Origin of the sequence: Actinoplanes italicus (assembly GCF_003001815.1) — a bacterium.
Classification (GTDB): Bacteria; Actinomycetota; Actinomycetes; order Mycobacteriales; family Micromonosporaceae; genus Actinoplanes; species Actinoplanes italicus.
Genome location: NZ_PVMZ01000003.1, coordinates 384,942 through 403,593 on the forward strand (window position 1 = coordinate 384,942; position 18,652 = coordinate 403,593).

Annotated in this window: 25 protein-coding genes; 23 read left to right on the plus strand and 2 right to left on the minus strand. The window is 69.5% G+C overall.

Annotated elements, in window-relative coordinates:
• The first annotated feature begins 11 nt into the window (after positions 1-11).
• Genes CLV67_RS09630 through CLV67_RS09700 form a run of 15 tightly spaced genes read left to right on the plus strand, consistent with a single transcriptional unit; the run spans position 12 to position 10,701 of the window.
• Positions 12-557, plus strand: a complete 546-nt coding sequence (locus CLV67_RS09630) for a hypothetical protein (RefSeq protein WP_106317143.1) — start codon at positions 12-14, stop codon at positions 555-557.
• Positions 544-2,232 (plus strand): hypothetical protein, encoded by a 1,689-nt coding sequence (locus CLV67_RS09635; RefSeq protein ID WP_203737053.1) that lies wholly within the window; start codon positions 544-546, stop codon positions 2,230-2,232. Before CLV67_RS09630 ends, CLV67_RS09635 begins: the two co-directional genes overlap by 14 nt.
• Before the next feature lie 15 nt (positions 2,233-2,247).
• On the plus strand, positions 2,248-3,645 hold the full coding sequence (locus tag CLV67_RS09640; RefSeq protein WP_106316825.1) for a phage portal protein: 1,398 nt from the start codon (positions 2,248-2,250) through the stop codon (positions 3,643-3,645).
• Between the two features lie 3 nt (positions 3,646-3,648).
• Complete coding sequence (locus tag CLV67_RS09645) at positions 3,649-4,542, plus strand: VG15 protein (protein ID WP_106316826.1); 894 nt, start codon at positions 3,649-3,651, stop codon at positions 4,540-4,542.
• 45 nt (positions 4,543-4,587) lie between these two features.
• The gene (locus CLV67_RS09650; protein WP_106316827.1) at positions 4,588-5,094 is read left to right on the plus strand and encodes a hypothetical protein; all 507 of its coding nucleotides are present in this window, start codon (positions 4,588-4,590) and stop codon (positions 5,092-5,094) included.
• Positions 5,095-5,152: 58 nt separating this feature from the next.
• Entirely contained in the window at positions 5,153-6,103 is a 951-nt protein-coding gene (locus CLV67_RS09655; protein ID WP_106316828.1) for a phage major capsid protein, read from the plus strand.
• Between the two features lie 15 nt (positions 6,104-6,118).
• Positions 6,119-6,526 carry a hypothetical protein gene (locus CLV67_RS09660; RefSeq protein WP_106316829.1) on the plus strand — a complete coding sequence of 136 codons (408 nt, stop codon included), beginning with the start codon at positions 6,119-6,121 and terminating at the stop codon, positions 6,524-6,526.
• A 13-nt stretch (positions 6,527-6,539) separates the two neighbouring features.
• Positions 6,540-6,833, plus strand: coding sequence for a hypothetical protein (locus CLV67_RS09665; protein ID WP_106316830.1), 294 nt, complete (start codon positions 6,540-6,542; stop codon positions 6,831-6,833).
• 33 nt (positions 6,834-6,866) lie between these two features.
• A complete protein-coding gene (locus CLV67_RS09670) occupies positions 6,867-7,478 on the plus strand; it encodes a hypothetical protein (RefSeq protein WP_146169038.1) in 612 nt (203 codons plus the stop codon).
• Position 7,479: 1 nt separating this feature from the next.
• Positions 7,480-8,745 carry a hypothetical protein gene (locus CLV67_RS09675; protein ID WP_106316832.1) on the plus strand — a complete coding sequence of 422 codons (1,266 nt, stop codon included), beginning with the start codon at positions 7,480-7,482 and terminating at the stop codon, positions 8,743-8,745.
• Between the two features lie 8 nt (positions 8,746-8,753).
• A complete protein-coding gene (locus CLV67_RS09680; RefSeq protein WP_106316833.1) occupies positions 8,754-9,083 on the plus strand; it encodes a hypothetical protein in 330 nt (109 codons plus the stop codon).
• Between the two features lies 1 nt (position 9,084).
• On the plus strand, positions 9,085-9,489 hold the full coding sequence (locus tag CLV67_RS09685; protein ID WP_106316834.1) for a phage tail fiber protein: 405 nt from the start codon (positions 9,085-9,087) through the stop codon (positions 9,487-9,489).
• Positions 9,489-9,887, plus strand: coding sequence for a DUF6093 family protein (locus CLV67_RS09690; protein WP_106316835.1), 399 nt, complete (start codon positions 9,489-9,491; stop codon positions 9,885-9,887). Before CLV67_RS09685 ends, CLV67_RS09690 begins: the two co-directional genes overlap by 1 nt.
• Positions 9,887-10,285, plus strand: a complete 399-nt coding sequence (locus CLV67_RS09695) for a hypothetical protein (RefSeq protein WP_106316836.1) — start codon at positions 9,887-9,889, stop codon at positions 10,283-10,285. Before CLV67_RS09690 ends, CLV67_RS09695 begins: the two co-directional genes overlap by 1 nt.
• Positions 10,282-10,701, plus strand: a complete 420-nt coding sequence (locus CLV67_RS09700) for a hypothetical protein (protein WP_106316837.1) — start codon at positions 10,282-10,284, stop codon at positions 10,699-10,701. The genes CLV67_RS09695 and CLV67_RS09700 overlap by 4 nt, the downstream gene beginning before the upstream one ends.
• Here the strand turns inward: CLV67_RS09700 and CLV67_RS09705 are convergent.
• Positions 10,698-10,994: a hypothetical protein gene (locus CLV67_RS09705; protein WP_106316838.1), complete on the minus strand. Its 297-nt coding sequence runs from the start codon at positions 10,992-10,994 to the stop codon at positions 10,698-10,700. The two genes, CLV67_RS09700 and CLV67_RS09705, sit on opposite strands and share 4 nt — an antisense overlap.
• Before the next feature lie 90 nt (positions 10,995-11,084).
• On the opposite strand from CLV67_RS09705, the gene CLV67_RS09710 reads away from it, so the two are divergent.
• The 8 genes from CLV67_RS09710 (at position 11,085) to CLV67_RS09745 (ending at position 18,352) form a co-directional block, all read left to right on the plus strand.
• Positions 11,085-11,423 (plus strand): hypothetical protein, encoded by a 339-nt coding sequence (locus CLV67_RS09710; protein ID WP_146169039.1) that lies wholly within the window; start codon positions 11,085-11,087, stop codon positions 11,421-11,423.
• Between the two features lies 1 nt (position 11,424).
• Complete coding sequence (locus CLV67_RS09715) at positions 11,425-11,748, plus strand: hypothetical protein (protein WP_106316840.1); 324 nt, start codon at positions 11,425-11,427, stop codon at positions 11,746-11,748.
• A 3-nt stretch (positions 11,749-11,751) separates the two neighbouring features.
• Complete coding sequence (locus tag CLV67_RS09720; protein ID WP_106316841.1) at positions 11,752-12,246, plus strand: phage tail tube protein; 495 nt, start codon at positions 11,752-11,754, stop codon at positions 12,244-12,246.
• Positions 12,247-12,354: 108 nt separating this feature from the next.
• A complete protein-coding gene (locus CLV67_RS09725; protein ID WP_106316842.1) occupies positions 12,355-12,672 on the plus strand; it encodes a hypothetical protein in 318 nt (105 codons plus the stop codon).
• A complete protein-coding gene (locus CLV67_RS09730) occupies positions 12,669-13,232 on the plus strand; it encodes a hypothetical protein (RefSeq protein WP_106316843.1) in 564 nt (187 codons plus the stop codon). Before CLV67_RS09725 ends, CLV67_RS09730 begins: the two co-directional genes overlap by 4 nt.
• Positions 13,233-13,366: 134 nt before the next feature.
• Entirely contained in the window at positions 13,367-13,612 is a 246-nt protein-coding gene (locus tag CLV67_RS09735; protein ID WP_106316844.1) for a hypothetical protein, read from the plus strand.
• Between the two features lie 4 nt (positions 13,613-13,616).
• The gene (locus CLV67_RS09740; protein WP_106316845.1) at positions 13,617-16,808 is read left to right on the plus strand and encodes a phage tail tape measure protein; all 3,192 of its coding nucleotides are present in this window, start codon (positions 13,617-13,619) and stop codon (positions 16,806-16,808) included.
• A complete protein-coding gene (locus CLV67_RS09745; protein WP_106316846.1) occupies positions 16,808-18,352 on the plus strand; it encodes a hypothetical protein in 1,545 nt (514 codons plus the stop codon). The genes CLV67_RS09740 and CLV67_RS09745 overlap by 1 nt, the downstream gene beginning before the upstream one ends.
• Here CLV67_RS09745 and CLV67_RS09750 read toward each other — a convergent pair.
• Positions 18,349-18,633, minus strand: coding sequence for a hypothetical protein (locus CLV67_RS09750; protein WP_146169040.1), 285 nt, complete (start codon positions 18,631-18,633; stop codon positions 18,349-18,351). The two genes, CLV67_RS09745 and CLV67_RS09750, sit on opposite strands and share 4 nt — an antisense overlap.
• Positions 18,634-18,652 lie beyond the last annotated feature (19 nt).

The window sequence follows — 18,652 nt, forward strand, 5'->3', positions numbered from 1 at the left end:
AGGAGATCGAAATGCCATCTGGTGGAGCACGAAACCGGTCCGGCCCGCAGAAGGACCCGACCTCACTGAAGTCGGCGCGGATCGGCCACTCCCTGACCGCCCTGCCGGCCGAGGGCTACGACGGCGAGGCGCCCGAGTTCCCGCTGCCGAAGGTCAACGTCTACGACATCTACTTCGAGGACAAGCGGCGTCACAAGGACTTCGACGCGGAGGCCACCGAGGCCCGGCATGAGCGCGAGCTGGCCCTGTGGGCCTGGGCGTGGCAGACCCCGCAGGCCGCGGCCTGGGCGACCGAGCCGTGGCGCTGGCAAACCGTGGCGCTGTGGGTCCGAACGGCCGCCGTCTGCGAGTCCGGCGATGCCACCGCCGCGGACAAGAACAGCTTGCACCGGTTCGCCGACCAGGTCGGGCTGACGCCGGCCGGGCTGAAGGAGAACGGCTGGAAGATCGCCGCGAACCAGGTGGCCGAGAAGCGCACCGAGAAGACCGCGCCGACGGTTCCGGCCGCTCCAGGTGCCCGTGACCGCTGGCTCAAGGCCGTCGGTGGAGACGCCTGAGTTCGTCGTCTCCTGGCCCACCCTGTTCATCACCGTCGACTGGGTCCGTGCGCACTGTGTCGTCCCGGACGGGTTCCGCCGCGGCGCTCCGTTCGAGATGTACCCGTGGCAGGAGTGGTGCACGCTCAACCACTACCGGGTCCGCGAGGACGCGCTGTGGATCCCTGAGCAGCCGCTGCTGTCGACCGCGTTCCACAACCGGCGTTCGCTGATCATCGCCCCGCAGAAGACCGGCAAGGGCCCGTGGTCGGCCACCGGTGTGGCGATCGAGGCGGTCGGCCCGGCCTTGTTCGCCGGCTGGGCAGGCGAGGGCGACGGGTGGGCGTGTTCGGATCACGGGTGCGGGTGCGGCTGGGAGTACGAATATGCGCCGGGCGAGCCGATGGCGATGCGCTGGCCGACGCCGCTGATCCAGATCACGGCGACGTCGCAGGAGCAGACGGACAACATCTACCGCCCGCTCAAGGCGATGATCAAGATGGGTCCGCTGTCCGACCAGATGAAGGTCGGCGAAGACTTCACCCGGATCCTCGGCACGATGGACGACGACGACCCGGAGCTGAACCGGATCGACGTGGTCACCAGCTCGGCTCAGTCGCGGCTCGGTAATCCGATCACGTACGCGCCGCAGGACGAGACCGGCATCTGGACCAAGCAGAACAAGATGACCAACGTCGGCGACACCCAGAACCGTGGTCTCGCCGGCATGCAGGGCCGATCGCAGGAGACGACGAACGCGTTCGACCCGACGCAGAAGTCCCAGGCCCAGACGACGTGGAACTCGAAGGCCGAAGACATCTTCAAGTTCTACCGGGCGCCGCCGAAGCACCTCAGCTACCGGAACAAGGCCGAACGCCGGAAGATCCACCAGGTCGTCTACGCCGGGTCCGGGCACATCAACCTCGACGCGATCGAGGGCTTCGCTGCCGAGCTGATCGAGAAGGGCGAGGTCACCCAGGCGGAGCGGTTCTTCGGCAACGGCATGAAGGCCGGCGCCGGCACCTGGCTCGACGAAATCCAGCCCTGGAAGGCCCGCGCCAAGCCGCGTGAGGTGCCCGACGGGACCGCGATCGTGCTCGGGTTCGACGGCTCCGACCTCGACGACTGGACGGCGATCCGGGCAGAGACCGAAGACGGCTACCAGTTCACCCCGACGTACGGGCCGCTGAAGCTGCCGACGATCTGGAACCCGGCCGACTGGAACGGCCAAGCCCCGCGCCTCGAGGTCGACGACGCGATGGCCGAGCTGATGCGCCGCTTCCAGGTGGTGCGCCTGTACGCCGACCCGCCGTACTGGGCGACCGAGGTCGACAACTGGGCGAAGCAGTACGGCGAGAAGGTCGTTCTGCGCTGGTACACGCAGCGGCCGACGCAGATGCAGGCCGCGGCAGAACGCCTGAAGACCGACATCTTCAAGTCCGACTCGACGTTCACGCACGACGGTTGCGCGCTCACCACGGAGCACGTCGAGGCCACCCATAAAGAGACCCGGGCCGGCGGCACCAAGGACAACCCGCAGTACGTGCTTACGAAGCCGGAAGACGGCCGCAAGATCGACGCCTGCATCACCTCGATCCTGTGCCATGAGGCCGCCGGAGACGTGACCGCCGCCAACGCGTGGGTTCCCCCACGCAAGACCCTGACCCGCGTGACCGGCCGTGTCCGCGGCTACTGACGACGAGGGGGGCACGTGACGCAGCCCGATCCCGTCGGCAGCCCGCTGTGGTGGGTCAAGCACCTGTACGGGCAGCTTCAGGAGCAGCGCAAGCGGTTCGACCTGTACGACGCGTACTACCGGGGCCGGCCGCCACGGCTGCCGTGGCTGCCCGACCAGGCCCAGGAGGAGTTCGCGCGGCTGCTGTCGCTGTCGAACAGCAACTACATGGGCCTGGTCGTCGACGCCATGGTGGAGCGGCAGATCGTCGAGGGCTTCCGCATCGGTGCCGAGCTGGCCGCCGACATGCCCACGTGGGAGATCTGGCAGGCCAACAACCTGGACGCCTGCTCCGACCAGATCCTGCTCGAGGCGGCGATCGGCGGCTGCAGCTTCCTGCTCGTCGCCCCGCCGGATGGCGATGGACAGCCGCTGATCTACCCGGAGCACCCCACGCAGGCCACCGTTGCCTACGAGCCCGGCTCGGGCCGCCGGCGGCGTGCGGCCGGGCTGAAGGTGTGGCAGGACGACTGGACCGGCAAGCAGATGGCCACGCTCTACCTGCCCGACAAGATTTACAAGTACGAGGCGCCGAAGCCGCCAGCTGGTCCGACCGTGGATCCGCGGTGGGAGCCGCGCCGGGTGGCCGGCGAGTCGTGGCCGGCCCGGAACCCGCTCGGTGAGGTCCCGCTGGTCGAGGTCGCGAACAACCCGCGGATGCTGACCGGCGGCGTGTCCGAACTGGCCGACGTCATTGTGGTCCAGGACCGCATCAACAAGACGCTGGCCGACCGGCTGATGACCCAGGACTTCGGGGCGTTCCCGCAGAAGTGGGCCAAGGGCTTCCCGTCCGAGGATGTCGACGGCAACCCGACCCGCATCGACATCGGCCGGAACCGGATCGTCACCTCCGACGCGGCAGAGACCGCGTTCGGTCAGTGGGATGCCGCGCCGCTGGACCCGTATTCGGCGGCGAAGCGCGAGGACGTCAAGGACATCGCGAGCCGTACCCGCACGCCGGCGCAGTACCTGCTCGGCGAGATGTCCAACGTCAACGGCGAGACGCTGAAGGCGTCGGAGTCCGGCCTGGTGTCGAAGGTTCGGCAGCGCAACCGGTCCTCCGGTGAGGGATTCGAGGACACCATGAGCCTGGCCAGGCGGGCGAAGCGCCTGGCGACGGGTCCGGAGATCATCGAGACGAAGTGGCGCAACCCGGAGTTCCGCACCGAGGGCGAGCTGGTCGACTCGCTGACCAAAATGGCCACCCTCGGCGTGCCCAGCGAAGCCCTGTGGGAGCGCTGGGGCGCCACCGAGGTGGAGATCGCCCGCTGGAAGAAGCAGCTTGACGAGCAGGCCGCCCGCGACCCGCTCGGGCAGCTCACCCAGGCGGCCGGGCGCGGGATCCCCGGCGACGCCCCCGCCCTCGAGGAGTAGGTCGTGGCGGTCGAGGAGATCGCCGCCGGGCACGCCGAACGGCAGGTGGCACTCGCACGCCGGACCGCAGTCGAGCTGGGCAAGCTGTGGCGGCACGTCGACCGGGACCGGATTGCCGCATCCTGGGGTGGCCTGCTGCCTCAGGCGCTGACGATTCTCGGCACCTCGCAGGCGACCGCGGCCGCGTCAGCAGGGCTGTACGTCGATGACGTGCTCGCCGCGTCTGGCGTTGCTGCGGAAGCCGCCGGGCGCATCTTGCCGGGAGCGTTCGCCGGTATCGCGAGCGACGGCAGGCCCCTGGCCTCGCTGCTGCTGCAACCGGCGTTGACCTCGCTGGGGCAGATCAAGAACGGCGCCACCCCGGCCAGTGCGCTCGCGACGGGCCGGTTCACGCTCGACCTGATCGCCCGAACGCAGGTCGCCGACGCCGGCCGCGTGGCGGTAGGTACGGCTATCGCGGCCCGTCCTCAGGTGACCGGCTACGTGCGGATGATCGTCGGGAAGACGTGCTCGCGCTGCCTGATCCTCGCCGGGCGCCGGTACCAGTGGAATGCAGGCTTCCGTCGGCATCCGAGGTGCGACTGCCGGCACGTGCCCTACGCCGAAGACGTGCCCGGAGACGTCAGCACCGACCCGGACGCCTACTTCCGCAGCCTCTCCCGCACCGAGCAGGACGACCTGCTCGGCAAGGACGGGGCGGCGGCGGCCAGGGCCGGGGCGGACCTGGCCCAGGTGGTCAACGCCCGGCGCGGCATGTACACCGCCGACGGCCGCCAGTACACGCGTGAGGCCGCAGGCCGCCAGCGCCGCCGGCTGATGCCCGAGCAGATCCTCCGCGAAGCCCGCGACCGCGACGATGCGATCCGGCTCCTACGGCTGCATCGCTACATCTTCTGACGTCCCCGCCGCGAGGGCGGGCGATCTGCAAGGAGTACAGCCGCGATGGCTGACGACACCACGCTGGACGACGACACCGCGACGGGCGCCGACCAGGACAGCACCGCCCCTGCCGCCGAACCTGCCGACGACCTCGGCGACGCAGGCCGGCGCGCGCTCACCGAAGAACGCCGGGCACGCAAGGTCGCCGAGCGCGAGCTGGCCAACCTTCGCAAGGCCGCCATGAGCGATCAGGAACGTGCCGTAGCTGAGGCAAAAGCGGCAGGCCTTGCCGAAGCTGCCCGCGCTGCAGCGCCTCGACTGGTCAGGGCAGAGTTCCGAGCCGCGGCCGCAGGCCAGATCGACAGGCAGGCCCTCGACGCCTACCTCGAGGACGTCGACCTCACCAAGTTCGTCACCGACGAGGGCGAGCCGGACCTGAAAGCCATCGAGGCCCGCATCAAGCGGCTCGGCGGTGGCAAGCCGGCCGACTTCGACGGTGGCGCCCGCACCCCGGCCGCATCACCCACCGACATGAACTCACTCATCCGGCGCGCCGCCGGCCTGAGCTGAACGCAGCACCCGGCACGCCGCGGGGACCGCTGCTCCACATCCGAACCAGGAGGTTCACGTGGCGTACAACAACCTCGTCAGCCGCACCGATGCTGGCGCGCTGATCCCCGAGGAAGTTTCTCGGGACATGATTCGCCGGGCCACCGAGGACTCGGCGACCCTGCGCCTGTTCCGGAAGGTGCCGGTCGGCCGCAGCCAGGTCCGGTTCCCGGTCCTGTCCGCGCTGCCGGTCGCGTACTTCGTCAACGGCGACACCGGTCTGAAGCAGACGACCGAGGTCAACTGGGCGAACAAGTACCTCAACATCGAGGAGATCGCCGCGATCGTCCCGGTGCCGGACAACGTCGTCGCCGACGTCGAGCTGGACATCTGGGACGAGATGATGCCGTACCTCGTCGAGGCGTTCTACCGCTGCTTCGACTCGGCGGTGTTCTTCGGCACCAACGCCCCCGGCACGTGGCCGACCAACATTGCCGCTGCTGCGGCAGCCGCGGGCAATGCCGTCACTGTCGGCACCGCCACCGCCGCACAGGGCGGATTCATGGGCGACTTCGACGCCACGATCGCCACGATCGAGGCCGACGGTTTCGACATGACCGGCGTCGTCGCGGCTCGCACCGCGCGCGCCCGGCTCCGTGCCGCCCGCGACACCACCGGCCAGAAGACCGACGTCGGCCGCGTCAACGGCGCGCTGACCGAGATCGACGGCGCCCCCATCGTCTACCCGATGCGCGGCCTGTGGCCCACCGGCGTCGGCACCCCGCTGGCGTTCGCCGGCGACTGGAGCAACTTCGTCGCCGGTGTCCGCCAGGACATCACGATGAAGGTCCTCACCGAGGCCGTCATCCAGGACAACACCGGCCAGATCATCTACAACCTGGCCCAGCAGGACATGACCGCCCTGCGTCTCACCTTCCGCGTCGGGTGGCAGGTCGCCAACCTCCTGAACTACGACCAGCCGACCGAAGGCAACCGCTACCCGGTCGCCCGCCTCAACAACGCGTCCTGATCGGAGACCTGACCCATGACCGCACCATTCGGCAAGGTCCTGCAGAACCCGGTCCAGCCCGAGGCGACCGCCGGCAACAGCCGTAACGCCAACCTGTTCCGCGTCGACTCGGACGGCACGGTCGCCTCGGTGACCTACGCCCCGATCGCCGCGATCACCGGGGCGAACACCAACACCCGCTCCGTCTCCCTGGTCAACAAAGGCCAGTCCGGCGCGGGCAACACGGTGGTCGCCACCATCCAGTACAACTCCGGCGTCAACGCGGCCGCCAGCGACGAGAACACCGTCACCCTGTCCGGCACGCCCGCCAACCTCACCGTCGCCGCCGGCGACATCCTGCAGTGGCAGTCCACCGCGGTCGGCACCGGCATCGCCGACCCGGGCGGGCTGGTCTGCGTGACCGTCTCCGCCCGCTACGCCTAGAAGGAGGCCCGTCATGGGCGTCAGCACGAACCGGAACCACCCGGAAACCTCCGAAGCGGGCCAGAAGGCCAAGGACGACGCGGTCAACGCCGACAGGTCTACCGCCGAGGTTCAGGCCAAGGTCGACGAGGACCAGGCGCGCGGTTTCCGTGGCGTCGAGGTCGACCCGACCCCGAACGAGAACTACACCATCGCCGGTGTCACCTCCGGCGCGCCGACGCCGGAGACCGACGACGCCGCCGCCGAGACCGCCCGCAAGGCGCAGGTGACCGCAGCCAACACGGCCGCGGGCGTCGCCAAGCGCTGAGACAGCAGAAGGGAGGCGAGCACCGTGGCCGACATGCTCGTCACAGCCGAGGAGCTTGCCTCCCTGATGCAGCAGGACGTCGACACCGCAACAGCGACCCTGGCTATTGAGATCGCTACCGGTGTTGTTCAGTCCGCGGCCGGGCAGCGCATTATCGAGGTCGTCGACGACGAGGCCGTTATCGACCTGGACGTCTGCGACAACAGTCTCTACCTGCCGCTACCCGAGCGGCCGGTCACGGATGTCACCTCCGCCACGGTCGGTGCCACCGTGGTCACCGACTATCAGGCGCAGTTACAGCGGGGCCGGCTGTGGCGGTCGATGGGCTGGCGGTCGGCGACCTTGCCGTACTGGAACGCCCCGTCCACGGTCACCGTCGTCTACACCCACGGCTATCCGGTCGGGCACCAGCGGCTGCAGCTCGCCCGCAGCGTCGTGTTCGACCTGGCGAAGACCGGCTACAACACCGCTGCCGGCTCGGGCGCGATCGTGAGCGAACAGATCGACGACTACAGCGTCCGGTACGCGGAGATGGCCGCCACCATCGAAGCTGCCCTCGACCCCGACGGGCCGCTCGCCCGAGCCCTGCGGCGGCAGTACGGGCGCCCGCCCGGGTCGGTGAAGCTGATCGCCGCGAGGGGCTGACGTGGCGGTCACCACCGAGCCGCCCTGGCTCAACAAGGCGGCCGGTACAGCGGCGCGTAACGGCACCACCAGCCACACGATCAACTTCGGGTTCACCTCGACGTCCGGCAGCCTGCTCGTGGTCTTCATCCACGGCGCGGTCACCAACACGGCATCGGGCTGGACGAAGCAGGCCGGCCCGGTCGCGACCGGCGAGTGCAGCCTGTTCACCAAGACCAGCGCGGGCGATTCGTCGATCACGGTCACGCACAACGGGTCCAACTACCCCGTCAACTACGTGATCTACGAGTTCCCGACCGGGTCGACCGTCACCGGCGTGGACTCCACGACCGGCAGCAACGACACCCTTGTCGGCCTGACCGGGCTGTCCGGCGCTGCGCAGGTGACGATCGCCGCGATCGGCCGGGTCGCGATCGGCAGCGAAACCGGCGCGTCCGCGACCTGGCCCGGCTCCCTGGTCGAGGACGCCGACGCGTTCGTCGCCGCGTCCGGCACCGACGGCAGCTACTTCACCGTCGGGCACCAGATCAACGTGACGGCCTCCACCTGGTCGCCGACCGTCTCGATCTCCTATACCGGCGCGTGGGGCAACGGCCAGCGCGAGACGATCTCCGCCGTCTTCGATGTTGCCGCGGCAAGCACGCCCGTCACCGGCGCGGCCGCCCTCGCCGTCACCGCCACCCTCGCGGCCGGCGCGAACCGTGTGGCGGTCGCCGGAGCCGCAACGGCAGCAACCGCCACCGTCACTGCCGGCGCGACAGGGATGCGACCTGCGCAAGCCGCTCTCGCGGCGACCGCCACCCTGGCCACCGGAGCCGGTCGGACAGCGCAGCCGACAGCCGCCCTGCCCGTCACGGTCACGCTCGCAGCGACGACCGCTGCAACCAAGCCCACCAGCGCTGGCATCGCCGCAACCGTGACCCTGACCGCCGGGGCAGATACGGGCACGGCCCCGCAAACAGCCGCAGCAGCGCTGGCGGCCACAGCAACCTTGGCTGCCGGGGCGACGAGGCTCCAGCCTGCCGGTGCGGCACTTGCCGTCACAGCCGCCCTGGCCGCCGCCTCCCAGAGGACAGCGGTCGCTGCCGCTTCGCTCGCCGCAACGGCCACGCTGACCGCCGGGGCCATGCCCGCCCGGCAAGCCCTAGCCGCCCTGCCCGCCCTGGCCACCCTGACCGCCAGCGCCACAGCGGGCGGAAAGATCACCTACCGGCCGAACGCCGGAACCACCGCCCGCCCGTACGCGGGCATCACGCTCCGACCGTAGGGAGAGCCATGGCCAAGAACATCGGCGGCGGCCGCGCACTGCGCGTCTGCGACCTGTGCGGAGGCGTCGACGACCACCCCCGCCACGTCCTCGCCGGCGGCGACCCGGACGCCTTCCCGCGGCCGACCCCCGAAGCGGTCCGCCTCGTCCTCGAAGCCGCCCCCGCCGACGAGGCCGACCGCCTCCTCTCCGACCTGCTCGACACCGGCACCTCCGACCGGCACATGGACTGCTGCCGCGCGGCGGGCTGCCCCGACGGCAGCTGCAACACGGTCACCGCCGGGGCCGAGGAGCTCCGCGGTGCCGACCTGCTGAACCACCTGATGAAGGAGGCGTGAGATGGCCCGCGGACTGTCTACCGTCAACCTGGCCAACGCCTGGCTCAACAGCATGCGCGGCGGCGGCAATGGCGTCACCTTCACTGCCCCGGCCACCCTGTTCGCGCAGCTGCACACCGGTGACCCGGGCGCGTCCGGCACCACCGCGGTGTCGTCGACGACCACCCGGCAGGCGATGGGCTTCGGTGCCGCCTCGGCCGGGTCGATGTCGCTATCGACGCAGCCGTCCTGGACGTCATGGGCCGGCACGAACGGCGAGGTTGTCACCGACGCCTCCTGCCACTCGGCCAGTTCGGCAGGCACCTTCTACTTCTCCACCCAGCTCACGGCCAGCAAAACCGTGAACACGGGCGACACGATCACGATTACGACCTGGACGTTCAGCCTGGCACCCCTGGCGGCCTGATGTCCCGCGCCAGCGTCCTCGCCCGCGGCCGCGCCAAGGCCGAAGAGGGCATGGAAGACGCGTGCACGATCATCCGGATCGGCGACCGGGTCACGGACACCACCACCGGCGAGGTCACCGAGCCGGCCACCACGCTGTACACCGGGAAGTGCCGCGTCCAGCAGGCAACCGCCCAGGCCCAGCGTGAGGATGCGGGCGAGGATCGGCTGCTGATGCTCCGCCTCGAGGTGCAGCTACCCATGTCGGTGACCGGCCTTGAGGTCGGCGACCGGATCACAATCACCGCGTCGGAGAACGACCCGGACCTGCCCGGCCGCGTCTTCCGGATCCACGACCTGGCGCACGCCACGCACAAGACCGCACGCCGCGTGCAGTGCCTCGAGGTCACGGGGTCCTGATGGGCGTCGAGTTCGAGGACCGGGAGCTTCGCATCCTCGGCGAGGACCTGGCGAATGCCGCCGCGAAGTCGCCCGAGGAGACGCGCAAGGTCGTCGCGAAGGGCCTGCTCAACATTAAGAACGACGCACGGCAGCGCGCCCAGTCGATCGAGCACGTGCCGTCGCTGCCCGGCAGCATCACCTACGACAGCCATCCGACACCGACCGGCGCATGGGGCGAGGTAGGGCCCGAGCAGCAGCGCCGCGGCGGCAACCTGGCCGGCTTCATCGAGAACGAGTACGGCACCGTTTGGTCGGCGCCGCAGCCGTTCATGGCCCCGGCCGCCCGCGCGGAGGAGCCGAAGTTCGCGCGCGCGATGGAAGACCTGGCGGTCCGGCTGGCGGAGGGTGACCGGTGAGCAACATCCTCGAAGACCACGCGGCCGCATTCCTGGCCCTGATCTCCGGCACCGGCCTGACGACGTTCGACAGCCAGGTCGGTGGCACCCCGCCCGCCCAGTACGTGCTCGTCTACCCGATGTTCGAGACCCCTGACGGGCTGCTCGCCCCGGACGCCCTCAGCCTCACGCTGGCGTCCACGGCCCTCGACATCTCGATGTACGTGCACAACGTCGGCATCACCGCCCAGTCGGCGCGTGCCACGGCATCGCGCACCCGAGGGGCGGTCCTCGACGTGGTGCCTACCGTGGCTGGCCGGATCTGCTTCCCGGTGCGCTGGCGTGAGGGACAGCCGGTGCGCCGCAACGAGGAGATCCCCGGGGCCCCGGTGTTCGACGAGGTGCACGTCTACGGCTGGCGGTCGCTGCCGGCCTAGCGGTTCCGGCCTGCAGTGACGATCGCGCTGGTCAGCATGAGCAGCGCAGCGCCAACGACCCAGCCGAACCAGGTGTCTGTCGCCAGGTTGACGACCAGCGCGATCAAGACGGAGTAGAGCAGCCGGTTGCCGAGCGGGTTGAGGCTCCAGTCCCGGCTGCGGCGCGCCGGCTTGAGGCTGGCCTGCTCGATCACCCGGTCCACGTAGGCCTCGGCCACCCCGTAGCGCGCGGCGATCTCCGGCACCTCACGGCCGGCGATGAACTCGCTGACCATCTGCTCATCCCGATCCATGGCCGTGAGGGTACGGCCCGCGCACACCAGATCACCGTCCGCTGTTCGGCGGAATCCATAACCGAATTACTCCACAAGGGGGTGCGTCCCGTGGCGCTCCAGGCTTCACAAACCATCAGCGCGGGCGCGCTCAGTACGCCCGCACCGATTACCCCAACGGCGTCGGACACCATCGCCGCGTCGAGCTTCGGCCCGGCAGGCGTGCTGCTTCGGGTCATCACGACCGGCACGGCAACCAACGTGGTCGTACTCGACCCCGGCGCGACAGCTTCCTCCAACCCGGGCACGCCTCCGACGCTGGCCGCCCCGGCGACCGGCGTGCGGGAGACGTTGATCCCGCTCTCCGCCATCAGCCCGGCGACCGGACTCGCGACCGTGACGTTCTCCGGCGCACTCACCGGTGTCACCTACGAACTGAAGAGGGTGTGACGTGGCTCAGAAGCCCAGGTACTGGCTCGCCGACCCGGAGGGCGTGCGTGCCCCCGTCGAGGGCGCCGAGCTGCGTGACCACCTGATTCAAGTCAACGGTTGGACCGAGGCCGACGAGCCGGACCGGCACGACTTCGTGTGGGTCCGCAACGAGGACCCGGCGCTTGGTGCGGTCCGCATGTCGTGGGAGGCCGCGCAGCTCGACGCGTGGGCCGGTCGCGGCTGGACGCCCGGCGTCCCCGATGTTCCCGGCGCGCCGGTCCCGGCGGCCGAGCCGATCAAGACCACGAAGCCCGGCACGGCCGCGGCCGACAAGAAGGAGTAGTCGATGCCGGACATCACCGGCGATGGCAAGATTCGGGTCTACTGGGTCACGACCATCGCCAACCAGAACGCCCCGACGACCACCGAGCTGAACGCGGGTATCGACCTGACGGCGACGATCACCGCCGACGGTCTGATGGGCCTGCAGCCGGAGACGGCCGACGTGGATGTGTCGTCGCTGGCGTCGACGTTCAACGCGACCGACAACGGCCGGGTGTCGTTCTCGGGCACGAAGCTGCGGCTCAAGAAGCAGTCCGGCACGGACACGATCTTCACCACGCTGCTGAAGGACACGGCCGGGTTCCTGGTGGTGCGCCGGTCGATCGCGCAGGCCACCGCGTGGGCGTCGGCTCAGGGTGTCGAGGTGTACCCGGCGAAGTGTGCCGAGGTCGCCCGCGTCGACTTCGAGCCGAACACCGTCGAGCGGTACGAGATCGGCATCAAGATCACCGCCGGTTCCGGTGGCACCGGGCCGTCGCTGCGCGCCGCCGTCGCCTGACCTGGTCAACTTCCCCTTTTGCCACCTCGATCGAGGTGGCTTTTTCGTGCCCGGCCGGTGCCACCCGACGCCGGCCGGGCGCTTCATCGGGTATCGGGTAGGAGAACCATGAGCAAGGTCGAGATTTTCAAGGACGACAAGAACACCTGGCACGTCGAGGTCGACGGCGTTGACCTGGCCTCCGCGATCGTTGATGGCGGAGTGCAGGTGCAATTCGAAGGCGGTGGGCTTCCGCCAAGGGTCTATCTGACGCTTGGCGCCGACAAGCTGAACCTGCGCCTTCCGGCGGCGACCATCGAGGCCATCAAGCAACTTGATCCGGCCACTGAGTTGACTTCGCCCTGCGCGGGTCAGTGTGGCGATCCGAGTCCGCACGATGCTCACCTACTGCCTGGCGCGCTGGAGTACCTGGGCCGTGACGCATGAGCAGCATCAAGGACAAGATCGCCAAGGCCCGGCTGCCGGAGCGAACCGTCCAGCTCTGCCTCAACGGCGACCTGGTCGCCGAGCATGAAGAGGCTGAACGCGAGCTGGAGCAGGCGCAGCGCAACCCTGGCAACAGCCTCGCGGGCAACGGTGCCGCGGCCATCGCTGAACGGATCGAAGCCCTCGAGGCAGAGATGCGCGAGTCGACCGAGACGTTCGTTCTCCGCGCGTTGCCGCAGAAGAAGAACCCGCGCGACGACCGTCCGACCTGGCGTGAGCTTTTGGAGCGGCATCCGCCTCGGCGCGGCGACGACGGCGAGATCATAGAGGCCGACAAGAGCATCCTGCTCGACACGTCGACGTTCTACGAGGACATGATTCGCGTGTGCACCGTCAGCCCCGAGATGGATGAGGACGACTGGGAGAAGCTGTTCGGAGTCATCTCCAGCAGCCAGTACCAGGACTTGCACATGGCCGCCTGGCTGCTGAACCGCGGTGACATCAACATCCCTTTCTCGCTCGCCGCTTCGAGGATGAGGCGGGCTACCGCAGACGAGTAGAAGTCGCCGAACGCCTTGGCATTCCGCCGTCGCAGCTCGAAGGCCGCGAACCTGCCGAGGAGACCCGGCACTACTACGACCGCCGCGGCCGGCTCTATCGGTCGGTCACCGTCCGGGAGCCCCGGTACACCGAGTTGGACCGGGCCGAACTGATCGCTCTGGCGCTGTACCGCGAGGGCCTGTGCCCGAAGTGCGGGCGGCCCCAGCGGGTGTGCACCTCGCACGAAGAGCAGGGCCCGGAGTTCACCGCCTCCTACAAGGTGTGCCGGGCCACCTACGCGCGCATCGAGCAGTGGAACGCGCTTACCGACGGCGGAAAGACGACCAAGCCGTACGCGGGCTCCTACCTCTGGACGACGACCACCAAGGACCGGAGGTGACCTGATGGCGCTGCGCACCGTAGGTGTCCGGCTCACCGCCGAGGTCTCTGACTACCAGCGCAAGATGCGTGAGGCAGGCCGGGCCACCGCCGACTTCCGTGGCGAGATGGACAAGGCCGCCAAGGGCGGCCAGCTCGATGCCGTTGCCGACGGGGCTGCCGTTGCGGGCGTTGCCCTGCTCGGCATGGCGGGCGCCACGGTCAAGCTGTCCATGGACTACGAGAAGGCGATGTCCGCCGTCGGTGCGGCCACCCGCGCCAGCGCGGCGGAGATGGAGCAGCTGCGCCAGGCGACCCTCGATGCGGGCCGCGACACGCAGTACAGCGCCACGAAGGCGGCGCAGGCAACCACCGAACTGGCCAAGGCCGGTGTGGCGACCTCCGACATCCTCGGCGGCGGCCTCGACGGCGCCCTGGACCTCGCAGCCGCCGGTCAGCTGGACGTTGCCGAGGCAGCGGAGACCGCGGCGTCGGCGATGACGCAGTTCAAGCTCAAGGGCGCGGACATCCCGCACATCGCCGACCTGCTCGCGGCCGCCGCGGGCAAGGCTCAGGGCACCGTCCACGACATGGGCGAGGCCCTCAACCAGGCCGGCCTCGTGGCCGCGCAGACCGGCCTGACCATCGAGGAGACCACCGGCGGCCTGGCGGCGTTCGCGTCAGCGGGCCTGACCGGTTCCGACGCGGGCACCAGCTTCAAGCAGATGCTGCTGATGCTCCAGGCGCCGTCCGGCAAGACCAAAGACCTGATGGAAGAGCTCGGCATCAGCGCCTACGACGCGCAGGGCCAGTTCGTCGGCCTGTCCGCGCTGGCGCAGCAGCTCAAGGACAAGATGTCCAAGCTGACCCCGGAGGTCCGGGCGAACGCCATGGCGCAGATCTTCGGCGCCGACGCGGTCCGTGGCGCGAGCATCCTGTACGAGCAGGGCGGCGCCGGCATCGACTCCTGGATCGGCAAGGTCAACGACGCCGGATTCGCCAGCGAGACCGCGGCGAAGCTCACCGACAACCTTGCCGGCGACCTCGAACGGCTCAAGGGGTCGCTGGAGACGCTGGCGATCGAGGCGGGTGGCGGCGCGAACTCCGGCCTGCGGGTGATCGCGAAGTCCGCTGAGGCGCTGGTGGACGAGATCGGGCAGCTGCCACCGGTGGTGTCCGGCGGCATGACGATCCTGGCCGCCCTCGGCGGCGTGCTGGCGCTCGGTGCTGCCGGCTGGGTGAAGATGCGCCGTGCGAACGCGGACGCCCTCGAGGAGCTTCGTGGCACAGGTCCCGGCGGGGAGCGTGCGGCACGCGGCCTGGAAGCGACGACGAAGTGGGCGGGCCGTGCGACGGCGGCGTTCGTGGCGTTCGAAATAGCGCAGGCGGGCATCTCGGCCTTCCAGTCCGACCTGAACCCACAGATCGAGGCGCTGGCGAAGGGGCTGGCGGACTACTCCGGCACCGGCAAACTCGCTGGCGAGACGTCCCGGGTGCTCGGCGACGACCTCAAGGATCTGCAGGGCACGTTCCAGATCATGGCGCGTGACACCACGAAGGACGCATGGGCGCGCGGGCTGCAGGGCGGCCTCGAGTCCATCATCCCGGGCCTTGACGGCACGAACACGTCGCTGGCCCGGACCAAGGAACGCGTCACTTCCGTCGACCAGGCACTCGCCCAGCTCGTCTCCGGCGGCAAGGCCTCGGAGGCCAAGGCCGCCTTCGACCGGCTGGCGCAGACCCTCGCGGTCAACGGCGTGTCAATGGAGGACTTCAAGAAGCAGTTCCCCCAGTACGCGGCCGCGGTCGAGGTGGCTGGCAAGCAGACCGTCAAGACGGCGGACTCCCTCGACGACTACGTTGTCGCCGCCGAGCAGGCCAAGGACCAAACCGAGGCGCTGAACAAGCAGTTCGAGGAGCTGTTCAACCAGCAGATGTCCGCCGACCGGGCGGTCCTGAAGCTGAAGGAATCGACGGTCACCCTCACCGCGGAGCTGAAGACGGGTGCGCGCACCCTGTCGCTGAACAGCGAGGAAGGCCGCAAGAACCGTACCGCGGTCCTCGACCAGCTGGAGGCCATCGAAGACCTCCGGCAGGCCCGCATTGACGAGGGTGAGACCCTCGATGTCGCCAACGGCAAGTACGCGCGCGACGTCGAGAACTTGAAGAAGACCATGCGGCAGGCCGGGTTCACGAAGAAGGAGATCGACAGACTTGTCGGCTCCTACGAGGAGATCCCCGACAAGGTCAACACCAAGGTGTCATCGTCCGGTGTCGCAGTCACGGAGGCGCAGCTCCAGAGGCTCAGCGTCTACCAGCAGGCCCTGAAGAAGGGGACCATCCCGAAGGGCTTCCACGGGCCGATCAAGGGCGAGGACGGCCGCTGGTATGCCGAGGGCGGCTGGACCGGACCCGGTAGCAAGTGGGACCCGGCCGGCGTCGTTCACGCCGACGAGTTCGTGATCAAGAAGGCGTCGCGGCAGAAGATCGAGGCGGCGCACCCGGGGCTGCTCGACGAGATGAACGCGACCGGTCAGGCGCCCGGTTACGCCAGCGGCGGCCGGGTCGCGACGTGGCCGTTCCCGGCCACGTCGGCGATGACGCGGATCCCGTCGCGTGCCGAAGTGGCAAAGGCGGTCACCCCGGACTTCGGGTCGTGGCCGTCCGGTCCGGGCGCGCAGCGTGGCGACTCCGGGGTGTGGCGCAACATCGTCGCACTGATCAAGGCCACGGGCCCGTTGTCCGGCGAGTTCGGCAACAGCTACCGGCCCGGCGACCCGCTGTGGCACGGGAGCGGGCGCGCCGTCGACTGGATGGGCTACAACCAGGACGCGTTGGCCTCGTTCCTCGCGGCCAAGCGGCCGTTGGAGCTGATCCACCGCACCCGGAACCGGGACTACGCGTACACCCGCGGCGTCAACAAGGGCAGCTTCAACGCGTCCCTGATGGAGGCGCACCGCAACCACATCCACATCGCCATGAAGGACGGCGGTGTCATCCAGGAGCCCGTCTTCGGCGTCGGCGCGTCCGGCAACACCTACTCGTTCGGTGAGAACTGGCAGCCGGAGCGGGTCACCCCGATGCACGGCGGAGGCGCCGGCGGCGGGACCTCGGTGACGATCGTGCTGGAGAACCACGGTGTCATCGGCAGCCCGGCCGAGGTCGACAACTGGCTGTCCGGGGCGGTCGACAACCTGAAGCGCAGGGGGCGGATCTGATGCCTGCCGCCTACCGCCTGCTGATCGACTGGCTCGCCAACGGGTTCGCCGACACCGCCGTCGACGACGTCACCGCCCGCACCCTCGACCAGCGCCAGCCGCTCACCTTCCGGTACGGCCGCGACCAGGCCCGCCAGTTCAGCCCCACCTCGCCCGGCGAGGCCGGGTTCATGCTGGACAACCGCAGCCGCGACTACTCGCCGGAGAACACGTCTTCGCCGGTCGCCGGGTTCGTCACGCCCGGGCGGCCGGTGAAGTTCCAGGCGACATCCGGCGCCACCACGACCGTCCTGTACACCGGCTACCTCGACGACTTCGAGATCAAGCCGGGCATCAACGACCGGGCCGTCCCCGCCACCTGCATGGACGCGCTAGGCCGGATGCGTGGCGTGCAGGTGACCACCCCGCTGTACCAGGCGATCAAGACCGGCGAGGCGATCGGCTACCTGCTCGACGCGATCGGCTGGCCCGCCGACGCCCGCGACCTGGACGCCGGCGTGTCCGTGCTGCCGTTCTGGTGGCTCGACGACACCGACGCGTTCGACGCCCTGATGCAGCTCGCCGACTCGGAGGGCCCGGCCGCCCTGGTCACGGTCGACGGGCAGGGCCGGATCGTCTTCCGGGACCGGCACCACCGTCTCACCCGCACCCAGTCGCTGAACGTCCAATCAACGTGGCGGTCGTCCGGGACCGAGCCGTGCATCTCCGACCCGGTCAGCTACAACCACGGCTGGAAGGAGATCGTCAACGCGGTCTCCGCCGACGTGCAGGTCCGCACCGTGGCGGTCAGCCCGTCGCAGGTGTGGTCCTCGCAGGGCCTGATCACCATCCCGGCCGGCACCCCGGTCACGGTGACCGCGCAGGCCGGGCAGCCGTTCACCGGCGCTCTCAACCCGGTAGCGGGCACCGACTACACGCTGGTGTCCGGCACGGTTTCCATCGGCATCTCCCGGACGTCCGGGCAGTCCACCGTTATCACCCTCACCTCGGCCGCCGGCGCGATCGTCCAGGATCTGAGCTTGCGTGCGCAGGCGATCACGTCGACGACGGTGACCGTGACCGTGGAGGAGCCGTCGTCAATTGCCCAGTACGGCCGTAAGTCGCTCGACGGCGGCCGTCTGCCGACCTGGGCGAACCCGTACGACACCCTGGCGATCCTGCAGCTGATTGTCGGGCGCCGTTCCGAGCGGCTCCCGACAATCACCGTGACGATGCGCGGAGCAGGCGGGGCGGCCCGGCTCGCCGAGTGCCTGGGCCGGAACCTGTCCGACCGGATCCACCTGACCGAGTCATTGACCGGCCTGGATAGCGATTGCTTCATCGAGCAGATCTCGCACACCGTCGGCAGCGGCGGCCTGGAGCACGTGACCACGTTCGGCCTGGAGAAGATCCCAGCAGTCGTCAGCACGCCGTTCACGTTCGACGTGGCAGGCCGGGGCTTCGACGACGGCCGGTTCGTCGGCGACGGTCTCGACAACCCGGCCACCATGTTCCGCTTCGACACCGCAGGCCAGGGCTTCGACCAGGGCGTCTTCAGCTACTAGCGGATCCACTCCCGGTCCGGCCAACCGAGGTCATTGGCGTGCTGGCAGTACTGCCAGCCGTCGTGCCCGCATTCGCAGGAGCAGTAGGGCTGGACGAGGTGCTCGGCGTATTCGCGGCTAAAGCCGAGCTTCTCCCATAAGGCGTCGAGGGTCAGCTCCGCCAAGGGCGACGCCTCGCGTACCTGCCCCCGCTCCGCTCGCTCCTCCGCCGCCCGGGCCGACATGGCTTCCGGCGTCCACCGCGCCTGCCACCGTTCGAACGCCTGCACAGCATCACTCATCCCCGCACCGTAGACCCGA